General features: G+C 37.3%; 15 protein-coding genes. 14 read left to right on the top strand and 1 reads right to left on the bottom strand.

Going from position 1 to position 14182, the window contains the following annotated elements:
* From FC81_RS07150 to holA, 9 genes are all read left to right on the top strand, one after another.
* Positions 1–1143, top strand: coding sequence for a CAP-associated domain-containing protein (locus FC81_RS07150; RefSeq protein WP_057744887.1), 1143 nt, complete (start codon positions 1–3; stop codon positions 1141–1143).
* A gap of 10 nt (positions 1144–1153) precedes the next feature.
* Positions 1154–1456, top strand: a complete 303-nt coding sequence (locus tag FC81_RS07145; RefSeq protein WP_057744884.1) for a YlbG family protein — start codon at positions 1154–1156, stop codon at positions 1454–1456.
* A 3-nt stretch (positions 1457–1459) separates the two neighbouring features.
* Positions 1460–2017 carry a 16S rRNA (guanine(966)-N(2))-methyltransferase RsmD gene (rsmD, locus tag FC81_RS07140; protein WP_057744881.1) on the top strand — a complete coding sequence of 186 codons (558 nt, stop codon included), beginning with the start codon at positions 1460–1462 and terminating at the stop codon, positions 2015–2017.
* 5 nt (positions 2018–2022) lie between these two features.
* Positions 2023–2499 carry a pantetheine-phosphate adenylyltransferase gene (coaD, locus tag FC81_RS07135; RefSeq protein ID WP_057744879.1) on the top strand — a complete coding sequence of 159 codons (477 nt, stop codon included), beginning with the start codon at positions 2023–2025 and terminating at the stop codon, positions 2497–2499.
* A complete protein-coding gene (locus FC81_RS07130) occupies positions 2500–3528 on the top strand; it encodes a SepM family pheromone-processing serine protease (protein WP_057744875.1) in 1029 nt (342 codons plus the stop codon).
* A gap of 157 nt (positions 3529–3685) precedes the next feature.
* Positions 3686–4399: a helix-hairpin-helix domain-containing protein gene (locus FC81_RS07125; protein WP_057744872.1), complete on the top strand. Its 714-nt coding sequence runs from the start codon at positions 3686–3688 to the stop codon at positions 4397–4399.
* A 65-nt stretch (positions 4400–4464) separates the two neighbouring features.
* On the top strand, positions 4465–4941 hold the full coding sequence (locus FC81_RS07120) for a ComE operon protein 2 (protein ID WP_057744869.1): 477 nt from the start codon (positions 4465–4467) through the stop codon (positions 4939–4941).
* Between the two features lie 55 nt (positions 4942–4996).
* Positions 4997–7216, top strand: coding sequence for a DNA internalization-related competence protein ComEC/Rec2 (locus FC81_RS07115; RefSeq protein WP_235804652.1), 2220 nt, complete (start codon positions 4997–4999; stop codon positions 7214–7216).
* Positions 7217–7229: 13 nt separating this feature from the next.
* Positions 7230–8270 (top strand): DNA polymerase III subunit delta, encoded by a 1041-nt coding sequence (holA, locus tag FC81_RS07110; RefSeq protein WP_057744862.1) that lies wholly within the window; start codon positions 7230–7232, stop codon positions 8268–8270.
* Between the two features lie 98 nt (positions 8271–8368).
* Here the strand turns inward: holA and rpsT are convergent, their stop codons facing one another.
* Complete coding sequence (gene rpsT, locus FC81_RS07105; RefSeq protein WP_057744859.1) at positions 8369–8623, bottom strand: 30S ribosomal protein S20; 255 nt, start codon at positions 8621–8623, stop codon at positions 8369–8371.
* A gap of 362 nt (positions 8624–8985) precedes the next feature.
* Between rpsT and rpsO the strand changes: the two genes are divergently transcribed.
* The 5 genes from rpsO to FC81_RS07080 all read left to right on the top strand — a co-directional run bounded on the left by rpsO (position 8986) and on the right by FC81_RS07080 (position 14092).
* Positions 8986–9255, top strand: a complete 270-nt coding sequence (gene rpsO, locus FC81_RS07100) for a 30S ribosomal protein S15 (protein WP_057744856.1) — start codon at positions 8986–8988, stop codon at positions 9253–9255.
* Positions 9256–9445: 190 nt separating this feature from the next.
* Entirely contained in the window at positions 9446–10495 is a 1050-nt protein-coding gene (locus tag FC81_RS07095) for an aspartate-semialdehyde dehydrogenase (RefSeq protein ID WP_057744854.1), read from the top strand.
* Positions 10496–10511: 16 nt separating this feature from the next.
* Positions 10512–11396 (top strand): 4-hydroxy-tetrahydrodipicolinate synthase, encoded by an 885-nt coding sequence (gene dapA / locus FC81_RS07090; protein ID WP_057744851.1) that lies wholly within the window; start codon positions 10512–10514, stop codon positions 11394–11396.
* Positions 11397–11400: 4 nt separating this feature from the next.
* Positions 11401–13107: a ribonuclease J gene (locus FC81_RS07085; protein ID WP_057744848.1), complete on the top strand. Its 1707-nt coding sequence runs from the start codon at positions 11401–11403 to the stop codon at positions 13105–13107.
* A gap of 85 nt (positions 13108–13192) precedes the next feature.
* Positions 13193–14092, top strand: coding sequence for a hypothetical protein (locus FC81_RS07080; RefSeq protein WP_057744846.1), 900 nt, complete (start codon positions 13193–13195; stop codon positions 14090–14092).
* Positions 14093–14182 lie beyond the last annotated feature (90 nt).

Genomic DNA, 14182 nt, shown 5'->3' with positions numbered 1-14182 from the left:
ATGAGAAAAAAGTTTTTTCTCAAAAGTATACTTGAATTTACGGGGCTGTTCTTATTGATATTGCTTGGGCTATATCTGTGGACAGCTTTATTTGGGGACGGAACCAGTCAGCCTAAATTATCACCCAGAACACAGCGCCACCTTGTAACGAATAAAGCACATTTAACAACACCTAAAGTCGATCGAATCCAGCCCCACGGTTTTGCTCGCTATATAGGAGCATCAGAAGACGCTATTATAGCTGATTTTGGGGAACCACAGGATAAACTCCCCAGTGCAGTTAATGTTCAATGGTGGGTTTATAAGGCTGATCCAGCACAGTATTTTAAAGTTGGAATTGATTTAATAACACATAAGGTCAGTGCAATTTTTGTCGGTGGTCAGGGAATGCGGAAGCACGAAACCTTAAGGGTCAATATGCCTTTTAAAGAGCTAGTCCAGCTCAGCTCACTATATGCAAACTTTAAATTGAATTATCATGAACAAAGCTTTCAGTTGGAACTGTCTGAAGATGATTTAAATGAACGACCACTGATAAGTTTTAAAAATAAGAGCTATGCAGTCACATACTTGCATCCGCATTCAAAAAAGGTTTATGCGCTAGAATATCTAAATACGGATATGTTGTTAAAGAAAAACTTGTATCGTGTTATCTCGCAAACGCCATTACCAGTTCAGTTTCAAGGAGAAACTAATTGGGCAGCGATGAACAGTTTGATGCCTGGAGATCTAACAAGTTTAATTAATGTGAAGCGAGAGCTGATAGGAGTTCCAGAACTAACTGCTACTGACGAGTTGACACAGGCTAGTCAAACAGTACTCTCCAATTTAGGTGAGAATCCACAGAAGTTTTTAAGTAAGAAGAAAAGTCGTCAGGTTAAGAATGTTTTAAGTGGTAATCTAAATCAACGTCAAGAGTTGTATCTTTATGCACAAGATGTTCCTAGAAAGTTATATCAAGCAGTAGGATTATCACGTCGTCACTTCGATATTTATTGTTTAGCACCAATCTATGATAATACAGCTTTCTTTTCAGACCCTGTCTTACTAAGGCTTATTTTCCCTAAACTTGTTTCAGGAAATACTAAGAATATTGGGATAGCATATAATAAGGGAATGCTAGTACTCATTATTGATAAATAGGGGGAATTTGATGGAATTTAAAATAAATGAGCGCCAAAGTGTTATTGTTTATCTGTATCATTTAAAAAATAGTAAGCAATTACGTCGTTATGGGACTATCCATTATGTTTCACGCCGGATGAAATATGTTGTTTTATATATCGATCGTTCAACTATAAGTGAAACGGTTAAAAAGTTAAAAGGTATGCGTTTTGTCAAACGAGTGCTTATGTCGCCGCGACCCAATATTAAAATTAATTTTGAGGATGAAGTGGGAACGACTTATAAATTAACCGAGGAAGACCGAGAAAAATATAGGAGTAATAAAGAATAGACAATGAGGATTATTGCAGGAGAGTACGGTGGGCGCAGACTAAGAGCTGTTCCAGGGATGAAGACCCGCCCGACGACAGATAAAGTGAAAGAATCGATTTTTAATATGATTGGGCCTTTCTTTGAGGGCGGAAAAGCGCTAGATCTTTTTGCCGGCAGTGGTGGTTTAAGTATTGAAGCTGTTTCACGTGGTGTGCAGCAAGCGACACTGATCGACAGGCAATATCTAGCAATAAAAACAATTAATGATAATATCAGTGTTACTAAAGAGCCACAAAAATTTAATGTGATCAAAGCCGATGCTAAACGAATATTAGCTAAATTGGCTCGACAAGAACAACGCTTTAACTATCTTTTTCTAGATCCTCCGTATAAGAAGCAGCAGATAATTGAGATGATTAATCGCCTAGCAACTTTAGGACTTTTGGAAAAAGGGGCTTTGTTGATCTGTGAGACGGATCAAACAGCTAAATTACCGACTGAACTTGAAGGCTTTGAGCTATTTAAGCGGGCAGACTATGGTATTACTGAGATAACTATTTATCGCTACCGAGGTGAATGATAGAAATGAATGCAATTTTTCCTGGAAGTTTTGATCCTGTTACAAATGGACATGTTGATTTGATCAAACGGGCTAGTATGCTTTTTACAGAGTTGACAGTACTTATTATGACTAACACAAGTAAGAACAGTTTATTTTCACCTTCAGAAAAAGCTGTGTTACTTGAAAATGCCGTTGCAGGTTTAAGGAACGTTAAAGTACGTGTTTTTGAGGCGGATCTAACTGTAAGAGCTGCTCGACAGCTACAGGCTAAGGTTATTGTGCGCGGGGCTCGTAATGGGAAAGACTTTGAGACGGAGCGTAGTATTGCGGATATGAATCGTCACTTAGAACCAGATCTGGAGACTATTTTATTGCCAGCGGCAGGTAAATATAATTTTCTTTCCTCGACACTGGTACGAGAAGTAGCTCATTTCCATGGGGATCTAGCAGGTCTTGTGCCAGCAAATGTTATCAGAGCACTTGAAGAAAAGATGTGCTGAATGTTAAAGAAGAAGCGGTTAATTGCCATTGCTTTAGTAATCTTACTAGGGCTTTTCTCTTTTGTCCCAATTCCGGCCTATATTGAAACAGTGGGAGATGCACAGAATGTTGGGAGGTACGTGACAGTATCCGGCTCTCAAAAAGCTTATCCGGGATCATTTATGTTAACATATGTTGAGCTCGGACAAGCAACACCTGCTTTGTATGTGGCTAGTTATTTTGATAAATATGCAACTAGGCTTCCTAGTAGTTCGGTTACAGGAGCTAGTTCAGCAAAAGAGTATAAAAAGGTGCAACATTATTATATGGATGATGCACTTAATCAGGCCAAAACTGTTTCTCTGAGTTTGGCAGGTAAGCCAGTCAAGCAAAATTTTAAAGGGATCGTTGTTATGTCGATCCTTAAGGATTCGGCTTTTAAAGACAAATTACGTGTTGGAGATGTGATAACTGGTGTTAATGGGCAACGCTGTGTTAAGACAACTGATTTATTACAGTGTGTGCACCATACTAAGCAGGCGGTTATGTCACTGCGTTACCAACGTAATGGGGAAACTAAGACGGTTACGGGCAGAATGAATTATTTGCCGCAGATTAATAAAAGGGGACTGGGAATAACTTTTATTCAAAAAGCAGTTGTTAGTTCACCGGTTAAGATAAAAATCAATATGGATGGAATCGAAGGACCTTCAGCGGGTTTGATGTTGACACTGGAGATGTATAGTCAGCTTAGCCATGAAAATTTAAAAAAGGGCCGTAAAATTACCGGCACAGGAACAATTCTTTCTGATGGAGCAGTTGGTGATATTGGTGGTATTGATAAAAAGGTGGTTGCTGCCGCTCGCAAAAAAGCCGTTATTTTCTTTGCCCCTGATAATACTCTTACACAGGAAGAACGAACAGCTGGTGACCGTAATAATTACCAAGAAGCAAAGAAAACAGCCCAGAAGCTAAGTACAAAAATGAAGATAGTCCCCGTTAAAAACATCCAAGATGCACTTAGTTACTTAAGAAAAAGCAGTCATTAAAGTAGTAATAAATCTATTGTGTATAATATTTATGGTTTAACAAAAGAGTCTGTAAGACTTGGCCTAATAAGCAAAACTTACAGGCTTTTTTTGTTGGCTATCAGTAGGGATAAAGGACTGAATTCAGCGTATCTAAACTTTAGAAAGGAGGATCTAATTGGAAAGATTAAAAGAATTTTGGGAAGAAAATAAAATGCTGGTTTGTTTTTGTTGCGCTATTATAATTGTTGCAGCTGCTACAGGTGTTTATTTTGTAAAAAAGACAGATTCTGGAGCACAGTTGAATAAAACAACAGAACTTGGTCGTAAAACTTCTAAGGAATCTTCGGTGTTAACCGGTGACGCTCAAAACGTGACTGCTTCAAAGACAAGTACTCATTTTTTTGTTGATATTAAAGGAGCAGTAAAAAAGCCGGGAATTTATAAGGCAACCAGTAAAATGCGAGTTGCTGATGTGGTTACTGCAGCTGGAGGACTTGAAAAAACGGCCGACTATAACCAAGTTAACTTGGCCCTTAAGTTAACTGACCAGCAAGTTATTTACATCCCGTTTAAAGGGGAAGTTGAGAAAAAGCCGCCTACGACAATGGAAGCAGGTCAGTCGTCAACAGTTGAAGGCGGAGTTGTTGACGATACTGAAATAGGTAATACTGCAAACAATGAAATAAATGAAGCAAAAAGAGATTTGAATAAAGTGACTAAAGATGAATTATTAGAAATAGATGGGATAGGGGACAAGAAAGCTGATCTGATTTTAACTTATCGAACTCAACATGGAGGTTTTAAAAACATAGCTGATTTAAAAAATATTACTGGTATTGGGGATAAAACATTCGAAAAGCTGAATGCACGATTGATGGTGAGCCCATAATTTTACCTGTTGCAGTAATCAGGGTTTTGCTATACTAGAGTTAAGCTTAAAATGAGGGTGAATTTATGAAAGACAAAAGAATACCTTGGAATCAATACTTTATGCTGCAAGCAATTCTACTATCACTTAGAAGTACATGCGAACGGCTATCTGTGGGCGCAATTCTTGTTCGTGATCGAAGGATCATTGCGGGTGGGTATAACGGCTCTGTATCTGGGGATGTCCATTGCATTGATGAAGGCTGTTATTTGGTTGATGGACACTGTGTTAGAACGATTCATGCGGAAATGAATGCGGTGCTTCAATGTGCTAAATTTGGGATCGCAACTGCTGATGCGGAAATTTATGTGACAGACTTTCCTTGTTTACAGTGTACTAAAATGCTATTGCAAGCGGGAATTAAGAAAATATACTATTTACGTAATTATCATAATAATGATTATGCTATGCGCTTATTAAAATTAAAAAATGTTGAGGTTGAACAAGTTAAGGTTGATAAAGAATACCTAAAGTCAATTGCGGCAGATACTTATTTTGACTAAAGTGAGTATCTAGATAATCAGGCGCCTTCCTTTCTTTTTAGCGCTTGAAGCTATCTTGATCAGCCTGTTAATCCTTTCTTTTCGTTGGGAATGGTTAGTTTTATTTGGAATACTACAGATTCGAATTCTGGCTCTACAAAATAAGTTAGCAATAAGCGGCTGTGTAGGGTTTGCATGTCTTTTTTTGGCCTATTGCTTTATGTGGGATCATAATTTACAGCAAAAAACTTATAAAGAAGAAGCAGAACTTAGACAGAATAAATTAATTCTGCAACCGGATAATTACCAAATTGATGGGGATCTTTTAAAACTTAATGCTAGTTGGGTTGAAGGAAAACAGCCAGTGCAAGCCTATTATCGGATTAAAAATCAAGCTGAACAAAAAGACTTAGCAAAAATTACAACAGCTAAAGTTATAACGGTCACTGGGAATATTAGGATGATCCAACCGCCTACAAATGAAAATCAGTTTGATTATCGTAGATTTATACGCTCTAAAAGAGTAGTTAACACAGTGCAGATTTCTAAAATGGAAATAAAAGAGGCATCATCATACTTAGGGATAGGTGCGAAAGGAATTGCGGCGGTCCATAGTTTACGTAAACAAATGTTAAATTATTTTGCATCTTTACCGGCACCATTAGCTGGTTATAGCCAGATTTTGTTATTAGGTTATTATGCACAGGATTTTACACTTGAGTTAGAACAAATTAATAAGCTAGGCCTGCTACACCTTTTTAGTTTATCTGGCATGCATATCTTTTACCTTTTGGCAGGTATCAGGTTTATCTTAGGACGTCTGCGAATAACTCGTGAAACTTGCGATAACTTAATCTTGCTAGTCCTGCCTTTTTATGCAATTTTAGGAGGTTTATCTTCTAGTTTAATTAGAGCGGTGATGATGTCTTGGCTAATGATCAGTACTAATAAACTATGGCATAACGGTTTGAATGGAATTGAAGCAGAGTCAATCGTTCTGTTGCTTCATCTCTTTTATTCACCTGGAATAATCTTCTCACTGGGAACACAGCTTAGTTATTTGCTGACTTTGATTTTAATGATGAGTCGTAAAATGAACAGTTTTAAATTAGGGTTAAAAATGAATGGCTATAGTTTGCCTTTGATCTTATGGCATACTTTTCGCTGGAATTTATTGACGACAATTATTTCTATTTTAATAATTCCTGTTTTTGAATGGCTCATTATACCTGCAGTTATCATAGGTTCTATCGTTCCGTGGCTGCAGTTTTTATGTAATGAGATATTAAGTATCATTACAAAGGGTCTGGGAGTCTTGGCGAATTTACCGACAAATATTATTTTCGGAAAGCCGCCGCTTTTCTTTGTTCTTTTTTGGTTAGGGTTAATGTTAGCCCTCGAAGTAACTACTAATAGGCGAAAAGTGTATTTGTTAGGTTTAATTTCATATTGCCTAGCTGGTGTTATAATTAGGTTTCCTTTACATGATGAAGTAGTTTTTATGGATATTGGGCAAGGAGACTGTACGCTCATCAGAAAAAAGTTTAATCGTGAAGTTACACTAGTCGATACCGGTGGAAAAGTTACTTTCCAAAATCAGCCTTGGCAAAAGAGACACAGCAGGGAGAATGGGGAAACAGTTGTTGCTAATTACTTATTGAGTAAAGGAGTAGCCCACATTGACTGGTTATTTCTGACTCATCAGGATACCGATCATGTGGGAAACTTTCCTGTTGTGAGTAGGTTGATCAAAGTCAAAAAAATCTTAGTACCTGCAGGAATGGAAAAATTACCTTCATTTAGGGAAAGGCTACTCTTATCAGCTAATAAGTTACAAGATGTGATTCCGATCGCAACAGCAACAATTCAACAAGTTACTGACTTCAGGATTTTACACCCTTTTGAGGAAGGCAAAGGAACGAATGAAGATTCTATTACCATAACGACGGAGGTTGACGGTGTCAGTCTAATAATCAGCGGTGATCTTGATAAAAGTGGAGAATTAGAAGTTATTCAGCGTAACCCAGGGCTGCATGTCGATATTCTGAAAACGGGTCATCATGGTAGTAAGACATCTACTGATGACCGGTATGTTGAGCAGTTACAGCCACAATTAGCAATTATCTCAGCGGGAAGGCGTAACCACTACGGTCATCCTAATCAAGAGACACTAGTAACACTGGAAAAAAGAAAAATTGCCTATTTAAATACAGCTGAAGTAGGAATGATTAAGTTGATTCCAAATGGACCGCATCAATTTAGACTTGAAACAGGAAATACTTTACAAGTAAGATAGGGGTAAAAACGGGATGAAAGTAGCAGAGTTATTAGAGAACATTCGCGAAGGAAAACTAGCACCTGTTTATCTAATATTGGGAAAAGAAGAATATAATGCGCAACGAATCTCAGCTGCGTTTATTGATGCAATGCCAGAGGAACAGCGAACAGTCAATATTGGCCAATATGACATGGAGAGTGTTTCACTTTCGGATGCAATTGGGGATGCACTGGCGGCGCCTTTTTTTGGAGATAGAAGGATTGTGTATATCAAACATCCATTCTTCTTGCAAGGAAGCAGTAAAAAAGTTAAGCTCGAACAAAATACTGATGAATTATTAAAATATCTTGAGCATCCTGAGCCAACAACTGTTTTGGTGATTTTTGCACCTTATGATAAGTTGGATGAAAGAAAAAAAATAGTGAAAAAGTTATTAAAAACGGCAGTTGTCGTTAAAAATAGCTTTTTAGATGAGAAAAGTACTAAAGATTACCTAAAAGCATTATTACGGGATAAAGAATATATAATTGAACCGCAAGCTCTTAATTTGTTGGTTAAGAAGACGGAAGCGAGTTTATCGCTTGCAATGAATGAGCTACCTAAACTAATGCTGTTAGCCCATGAAGAGAGAAAAATCACGGAAGTAATGGTTGAAGAAATGGTTTCACAGACATTGGAACAAAATATTTTTGACTTAGGCGACTTAGTTTTAGCTAAAAAAACTAAGCAAGCTATTGAGATGTACCGTGAACTGGTCTTACAACATGAGGAGCCGTTGAAGATAAATGCAATTTTATTGGGGCAAATTAGATTGCTTTTACAAGTTAATATTTTACAAAAGCACGGTTATGCACAAGGTAATATTGCTAGTTCGCTAAAAGTTCATCCGTATCGGGTTAAGTTAGCAATGCGAAAGAGTAGATCATTGAACAGGCTTGATTTGCGCTCCGCTTATCTGGGATTGGTTGATTTAGAAGAAAAAATGAAATCAACGCAACAAGATCCAGTAGCACTCTTTGAGCTTTTTATGCTTGGATATTTTGAAAAGAGCAGAGGTAACGTTAAATTGTAATTGATAAATATAGTCAAAAAAGAGCCGCACTTAAGATAAAGTACAGCTCTTTTTTATTTATTCTGATAATACTACTTGAAAGTTTGGATTAAAAAAGCTTATTTAGCTAAACGAGCAGTCATACGTGACTTATCGCGCGCAGCTTTGTTAGCTTTAATCAAACCTTTTGATTTTGCTTTATCAACAGCGGCAATGGCTTCCTTGTACAAGTCTTCGACGTTGTCAGCCCCTGTAGTTTTTGCATTTTCAAATTTTTTCACAGCACTACGCATTGCGCCAAGTTGTGCTGAATTACGTGTGTTAGCTTTTTCGTTAGTTTTAACACGCTTGATAGCTGATTTAATAATTGGCAAAAATCTTCACCTCCATGCGACATGATTCCTAGACCGGCATCATAAAATTTTCAACATAAGCTATTATACAAGAGGTATTCTAACAATGCAATAAAAAAGTTGAATTGTGTCAAGGAATTTCACTTGACTTTTATCCATACTACATGGATTACTTAGTAAAATAAATTTATTTTAAGTGATTAGAAGTATTAGAGGAATAGTGTTTTCTTAAAAGGACTTCAAAGAGAATTCTTGTCAGTCTGTTTGTATTAGGTTATAATAAGACTTGTGTTTTATACACAGTGACCTTTTTCTCAGTATGACGCGGCTCACCGGCGTTTCACCGGGAACAAGGCAACAATAATAGAAGGGGTGAGAGTATTATGGCTATCACAAAAGAAAAAAAGAACGAAATTATGGAGAAGTATGCTCAGCATGAAGGAGATACTGGCTCAACAGAAGTACAAATTGCGGTTTTGACTGCAGATATCAATGAACTTAATGAACACGTTCGTACGCATAAGAAAGATTATGCTTCACAACGCGGCTTGATGAGAAAAATTGGTCATCGTCGTAACCTTTTAGCTTACTTACGTAAGAATAAGGTTCAGAGCTACCGTGAGCTTATTAAGAGTTTAGGTTTGCGTCGTTAGTAAAAATTGTGAAAGTGGTGCTTCGTATGCGAAGCACCACTTTTTTTATAGAAAAAGCCTCTAAGTTAAAATAAAATGTTAATTTTAATTAAGGGCAAATTTTTAAAATGTATGAGCTGCAAAACATCCCCTTAAAAGTAGTAATTATGGTATAATTATATTTCAATAAAGTGAGAAGAAGGTTTTCAATATGAACGGATATCGTGTCGCAGTTGTTGGCGCAACAGGTGCAGTTGGTACACGTATGATTGAAATGTTAGAGCAATCAACTTTACCAATTGCTAGTGTTAAGTATTTGGCATCAAAACGCTCTGCAGGAAAAGTATTAAAATTTAAAAAACAAGATATAGTCGTTGAGGAATTAGTTCCTGAATCATTCGAAGGAATTGATTTGGCACTGTTCTCAGCTGGTGGCGGTGTCTCTAAGAAATTTGCTCCTGAGGCAATTAAGAGAGGTACAGTAGTTGTTGATAACACTAGTGCTTTTAGAATGGATCCAGAAGTTCCATTAGTTGTTCCTGAGGTTAACGAAGATGCATTATATCAACATAAGGGGTTAATCGCTAATCCTAATTGCTCTACAATTCAAATGGTAGTTGCACTTGAACCTCTTCGGAAAGCTTTTGGGCTAAAAAAGGTAATTGTTACAACTTTACAAGCTGTTTCAGGCGCAGGGAATCGCGCAATTCAGGAATTGCATGATGAAACTGAAGCTGTCTTGAAGGGTAAGAGTTATGAACCGCAAGTTCTCCCGGTTGCTGGAGCAAAGAAACACTATCAGATTGCCTTTAATCCTTTGGCACAGATCGATGTATTTGAAGATGATGGGTACACTCATGAAGAATGGAAGATGATTCACGAAACAAAGAAGATCATGTCTGATGAGGATATCCAAGTAACGGCTACCTGTATTCGTGTGCCCGTTGCCATTGCACATTCTGAGTCAGTTTGGTTTGAGGTTGAAAAAACAGATGCAACTGTAACAAAAATACATGAATTATTACAGTCAGCTCCTGGAGTAGTTTTGGAAGATGATCCAGATAATCAGCTTTTCCCACAAGCAGTTAATGCTGCTGGGAAAAAGGACACTTTTGTTGGACGTGTGCGGCCTGATCAAGAACAGCCAAACGCCTTTCATTTATACTGTGTCTCAGATAATTTATTAAAGGGTGCTGCTTGGAATTCAGTGCAGATTGCAGAAAGACTACATGCCATGAACTTACTACGTGTACCAAAATAAAAGTGAGGGTTAAAAAATGAATTTAAAAAAGGCTGAAATTATGACAGCTATGGTCACCCCCTTTGCAGAGGATGGAACTATTAGTTATCCACTTCTTGGAAAACTAATTGATTATTTGTTGGATAATGGGACCCAGGGGATCTTAGTTTCAGGAACAACTGGCGAAGCACCAACTTTGACAGAAGAGGAAAAATTAGCTTTAATTACCGAGACGGTAAAATTAGTTAAGGGCAGGGTACCTATTATTGCAGGAACAGGTTCTAATTCCACGCAGGCAACGATTGACTATACAAACAAAGTTGCAAAAATAAAAGGTATTGATGCAGCATTAGTAGTGGTTCCATATTACAATAAACCTGACCAAGCAGGAATGATAGCACACTTTACAGCAGTGGCCGATCAAAGTGCTTTGCCATTGTTTATCTACAATATTCCAGGGAGAACTGGAGTCGTGATGGAAGTTGCAACGATCGCTGAGTTAGCGCAACACCCTAACATTATTGGAATCAAAGACTGCACGGGTAATGTTAATTTAAGTCAAATTATTGCGGAAACACCTGATGACTTCTTAGTTTATACAGGTGAAGATGCAGATGCTTTGGCTGCTAAAACACTTGGTGGGCAAGGCGTAATTTCAGTTGCCGCACATCTGTATGGAAACGACTTAAACAAGATGTACCAAGCTGTCGAAGATGGCAAGTACCAAGAAGCAGGGAGTATCATGCGCTCATTAACACCCAAGATGGCAGCTGTTTTCTCAGCACCATCACCGAGCCCGGTCAAAGCTGCTTTAAACCATTTAGGAATCGAAGTTGGTGGATGTCGTTTGCCTATTCTGCCTTTAAATGAAAAACAAACTAATGAATTATTACAAAGACTAAATCTTCAAAAAGAGAGGTGAAAGAATGAGTAAAATAAAAATCATTCCTCTGAGTGGTGTACGTGAAAATGCTAAAAATATGTACGTCATTGAGGTGAATGATGAAATTTATGTGTTAGATTGTGGTTTAAAGTATCCAGAAAATGAACTACTGGGAATTGATACAGTTATTCCTGATTTTGGATATTTACGAGAGAATGCTGACAAAATTGTAGGGGTCTTTTTAACTCATGGACACGCAGATGCGATTGGAGCATTGCCTTATTTTCTAAGTGAGTTTGATGTACCTGTTTTTGGAACGGAAATGACGATTGCTTTAGCCAAAATTAGTGTGCATAATGACGCTAAAGTTGCTAAGTTTAATGATTTTCATGTTATTAATGATCAGACTGAGATTGATTTTAATGCAGCGACAGTTTCATTTTTTAAAACAACTCATTCGATTCCTGAATCAATTGGAATCGTTGTTAAAACGGATAGTGGCAGTATTGTCTATACGGGTGATTTTAAGTTTGATCAGACGGCTGCGCAAGGCTACCAAACTGATTTAGCGCGGTTGACAGAAATCGGCAGTCGGGGAGTATTAGCTTTAATGAGTGATTCAGCTAATGCAGAAAATCCAAATGAAACAGTAAATGAAAGTAAAATTTTTGAATTTATCAATGATAACTTCGAATATCGTGATGGACGAATTATTGTTGCGTGTGTGGCTTCTAACATTTTACGAATCCAGCAGATTTTTGACGCTGCAGCAAAAAACGGTCGCAAAGTAGCATTGACAGGTCATGATATTGAAGAAATCGTTGATACAGCCCTTGAATTAGGGAAACTTCATTTACCAACCGAGGATTTGCTGATTCCAATCAAAGAGATTGATAATTATACAGATAAAGAATTAGTGATTTTAGAAACTGGACGTTCTGGAGAGCCTTTGAAGTCCTTGAAGAAAATGGCTACTAAGAAGCACCATGAGGTTAGTCTGCATGAAGGTGATTTAGTTTTTATCACAACAACACCTTCACATGCAATGGAAACCACGGTTGCTAAAACACGTGATATGATTTACCGTGCGGGTGCAGATGTTAAGGCTATTTCAGATGAGCTTAATTCTTCGGGCCATGCTAGCCGTAATGACTTACAGTTGATGATGAATCTATTAAAGCCGCGGTATGTTATTCCAGTGCAGGGTGAATACCGTTTGCTAGCTGCTAATGCAGAATGGGCACGCGAATTAGGAATTCCAAAAGACCATATTTTTATCACTTCTAAGGGTGATATTTTGGAATATGATCGGGATAAATTATTGTTAGCTTCATCAGTTGAGGCGGGTAATACTTTAATCGATGGAAGCGGCGTAGGCGATATTGGTAATATTGTTTTGCGTGATCGTAAGATTTTATCTGAAGATGGTGTCTTTATTGCGGTTATCACTATCGATAGACGTAAGAAAAAGATTGTGGAAGAACCTAAATTAACTTCACGCGGGTTTGTTTATGTTAAAACCAGCCGTGATTTGATGGCGGAAAGTGCAGAACTTGTTTCAAAGACTGTTCAGCAAAATCTTGACAATAAAGAATTTGATTGGGGACATCTAAAACAAGATGTTAGAGAACAATTAAACCATTTCTTGTATGAACATACTAAACGCCATCCTGTAATTCTACCGGTAATTATGGAGATAAATCAGCATCGACATTTTAATAAACATAAAAAGAAACCAATGGCTGATTAAGAGGTAAAGTATCTATTAGTAAAGAAAAAACTAAGGCTTAGGATAAGTATTCTTATCCCAGCCTTTTTTATTAAGGAGGCAAATCGTGGCAGATGATGATACATTATTGTTTGAACAGGGGATGGCAGCGTTAGAAAAAGGTGCATATGAAGAAGCAAACCAGCTGTTGACACAATGTTATCTCAACAAGAAAACTTTCCGCCTTAACTTCTTACTAGCAACATCTTTGGCTAGATCTGGGGCTTTTAAAGATGCTGCTGAGTTAGCTGAAGAATATTTAATTGAATATCTTAAGAATAATGAGTATTTCAAAAAATATATTTTATTTAATACTGGCGCAAGACGTTTTATCTATTTGAAGAAGCTCTTATGTTCAATTGATGCTTATCTAAGTGATAAGGAGCGCACTAATTTTGTGGAGTTACTTACTGAAGAGGAAGAACGTTATACAAAAGCTAATACACAAAAGCTTGCTAAGATGCGTAAAGAAATTATGCATTGTGGTCAAGGAGCGGTGTATGAGCAGAGGTCGTTATTTCAAAAGGCTTATTTTCTCCCCAGTAGTCTTTTCATTCAAGTGGGAGAATATCTGCTTAATGATCCGGATATTCACCCTTTGATTAAGTCAAATATTTTGGATGATTTGAGGATATTGAATATTTCACAAGAAATTTCCTTTTCTTCTCTTGATGGGCAAAAACACGTTGTAATACCGGCTAGACTGCATGCGCTAGAGGAAACAGCTGTGTATGCATATTTTAAAGACAAACTACAGCAATCTGATAATCTTGTGTTACGAGATAAGCAGTGGAATGAAGTTAAATTGCAATTAATTATCCTCTACCCGTACGAAAAAAAAATAGTTCAGCCTTCTGAGTTATGGTTACAAGTACTTTTATGTGAGAAGCAGGTAACTGGATTTTCTATGCAGATCCAAAACTGGCTCGGGCTTCTTAGAAAAGAACTTTTAGCTTGGCAAATATAATATACAAGCATTTTGAAAACAATTTGTTTTTTTCAGACTTAACTGTTTACAAATAGTTCTAGGGTCTATATAATAGCTTAAGGATTCTTC

The organism is Liquorilactobacillus capillatus DSM 19910 (genome assembly GCF_001434915.1).
In the GTDB taxonomy this organism is placed as follows: Bacteria; Bacillota; Bacilli; order Lactobacillales; family Lactobacillaceae; genus Liquorilactobacillus; species Liquorilactobacillus capillatus.
Note: the sequence above shows the minus strand (reverse complement) of the source record. Positions and strands in the feature narration are given on the sequence as shown.

Excerpts from the sequence above, each read along its gene's own strand:
- FC81_RS07150 (WP_057744887.1), top strand. The coding sequence starts at position 1 with ATGAGAAAAAAGTTTTTTCTCAAAAGTATACTTGAATTTACGGGGCTG.
- FC81_RS07145 (WP_057744884.1), top strand. The coding sequence starts at position 1,154 with ATGGAATTTAAAATAAATGAGCGCCAAAGTGTTATTGTTTATCTGTAT.
- rsmD (WP_057744881.1), top strand. The coding sequence starts at position 1,460 with ATGAGGATTATTGCAGGAGAGTACGGTGGGCGCAGACTAAGAGCTGTT.
- coaD (WP_057744879.1), top strand. The coding sequence starts at position 2,023 with ATGAATGCAATTTTTCCTGGAAGTTTTGATCCTGTTACAAATGGACAT.
- FC81_RS07130 (WP_057744875.1), top strand. The coding sequence starts at position 2,500 with ATGTTAAAGAAGAAGCGGTTAATTGCCATTGCTTTAGTAATCTTACTA.
- FC81_RS07120 (WP_057744869.1), top strand. The coding sequence starts at position 4,465 with ATGAAAGACAAAAGAATACCTTGGAATCAATACTTTATGCTGCAAGCA.
- holA (WP_057744862.1), top strand. The coding sequence starts at position 7,230 with ATGAAAGTAGCAGAGTTATTAGAGAACATTCGCGAAGGAAAACTAGCA.
- rpsO (WP_057744856.1), top strand. The coding sequence starts at position 8,986 with ATGGCTATCACAAAAGAAAAAAAGAACGAAATTATGGAGAAGTATGCT.
- FC81_RS07095 (WP_057744854.1), top strand. The coding sequence starts at position 9,446 with ATGAACGGATATCGTGTCGCAGTTGTTGGCGCAACAGGTGCAGTTGGT.
- dapA (WP_057744851.1), top strand. The coding sequence starts at position 10,512 with ATGAATTTAAAAAAGGCTGAAATTATGACAGCTATGGTCACCCCCTTT.
- FC81_RS07085 (WP_057744848.1), top strand. The coding sequence starts at position 11,401 with ATGAGTAAAATAAAAATCATTCCTCTGAGTGGTGTACGTGAAAATGCT.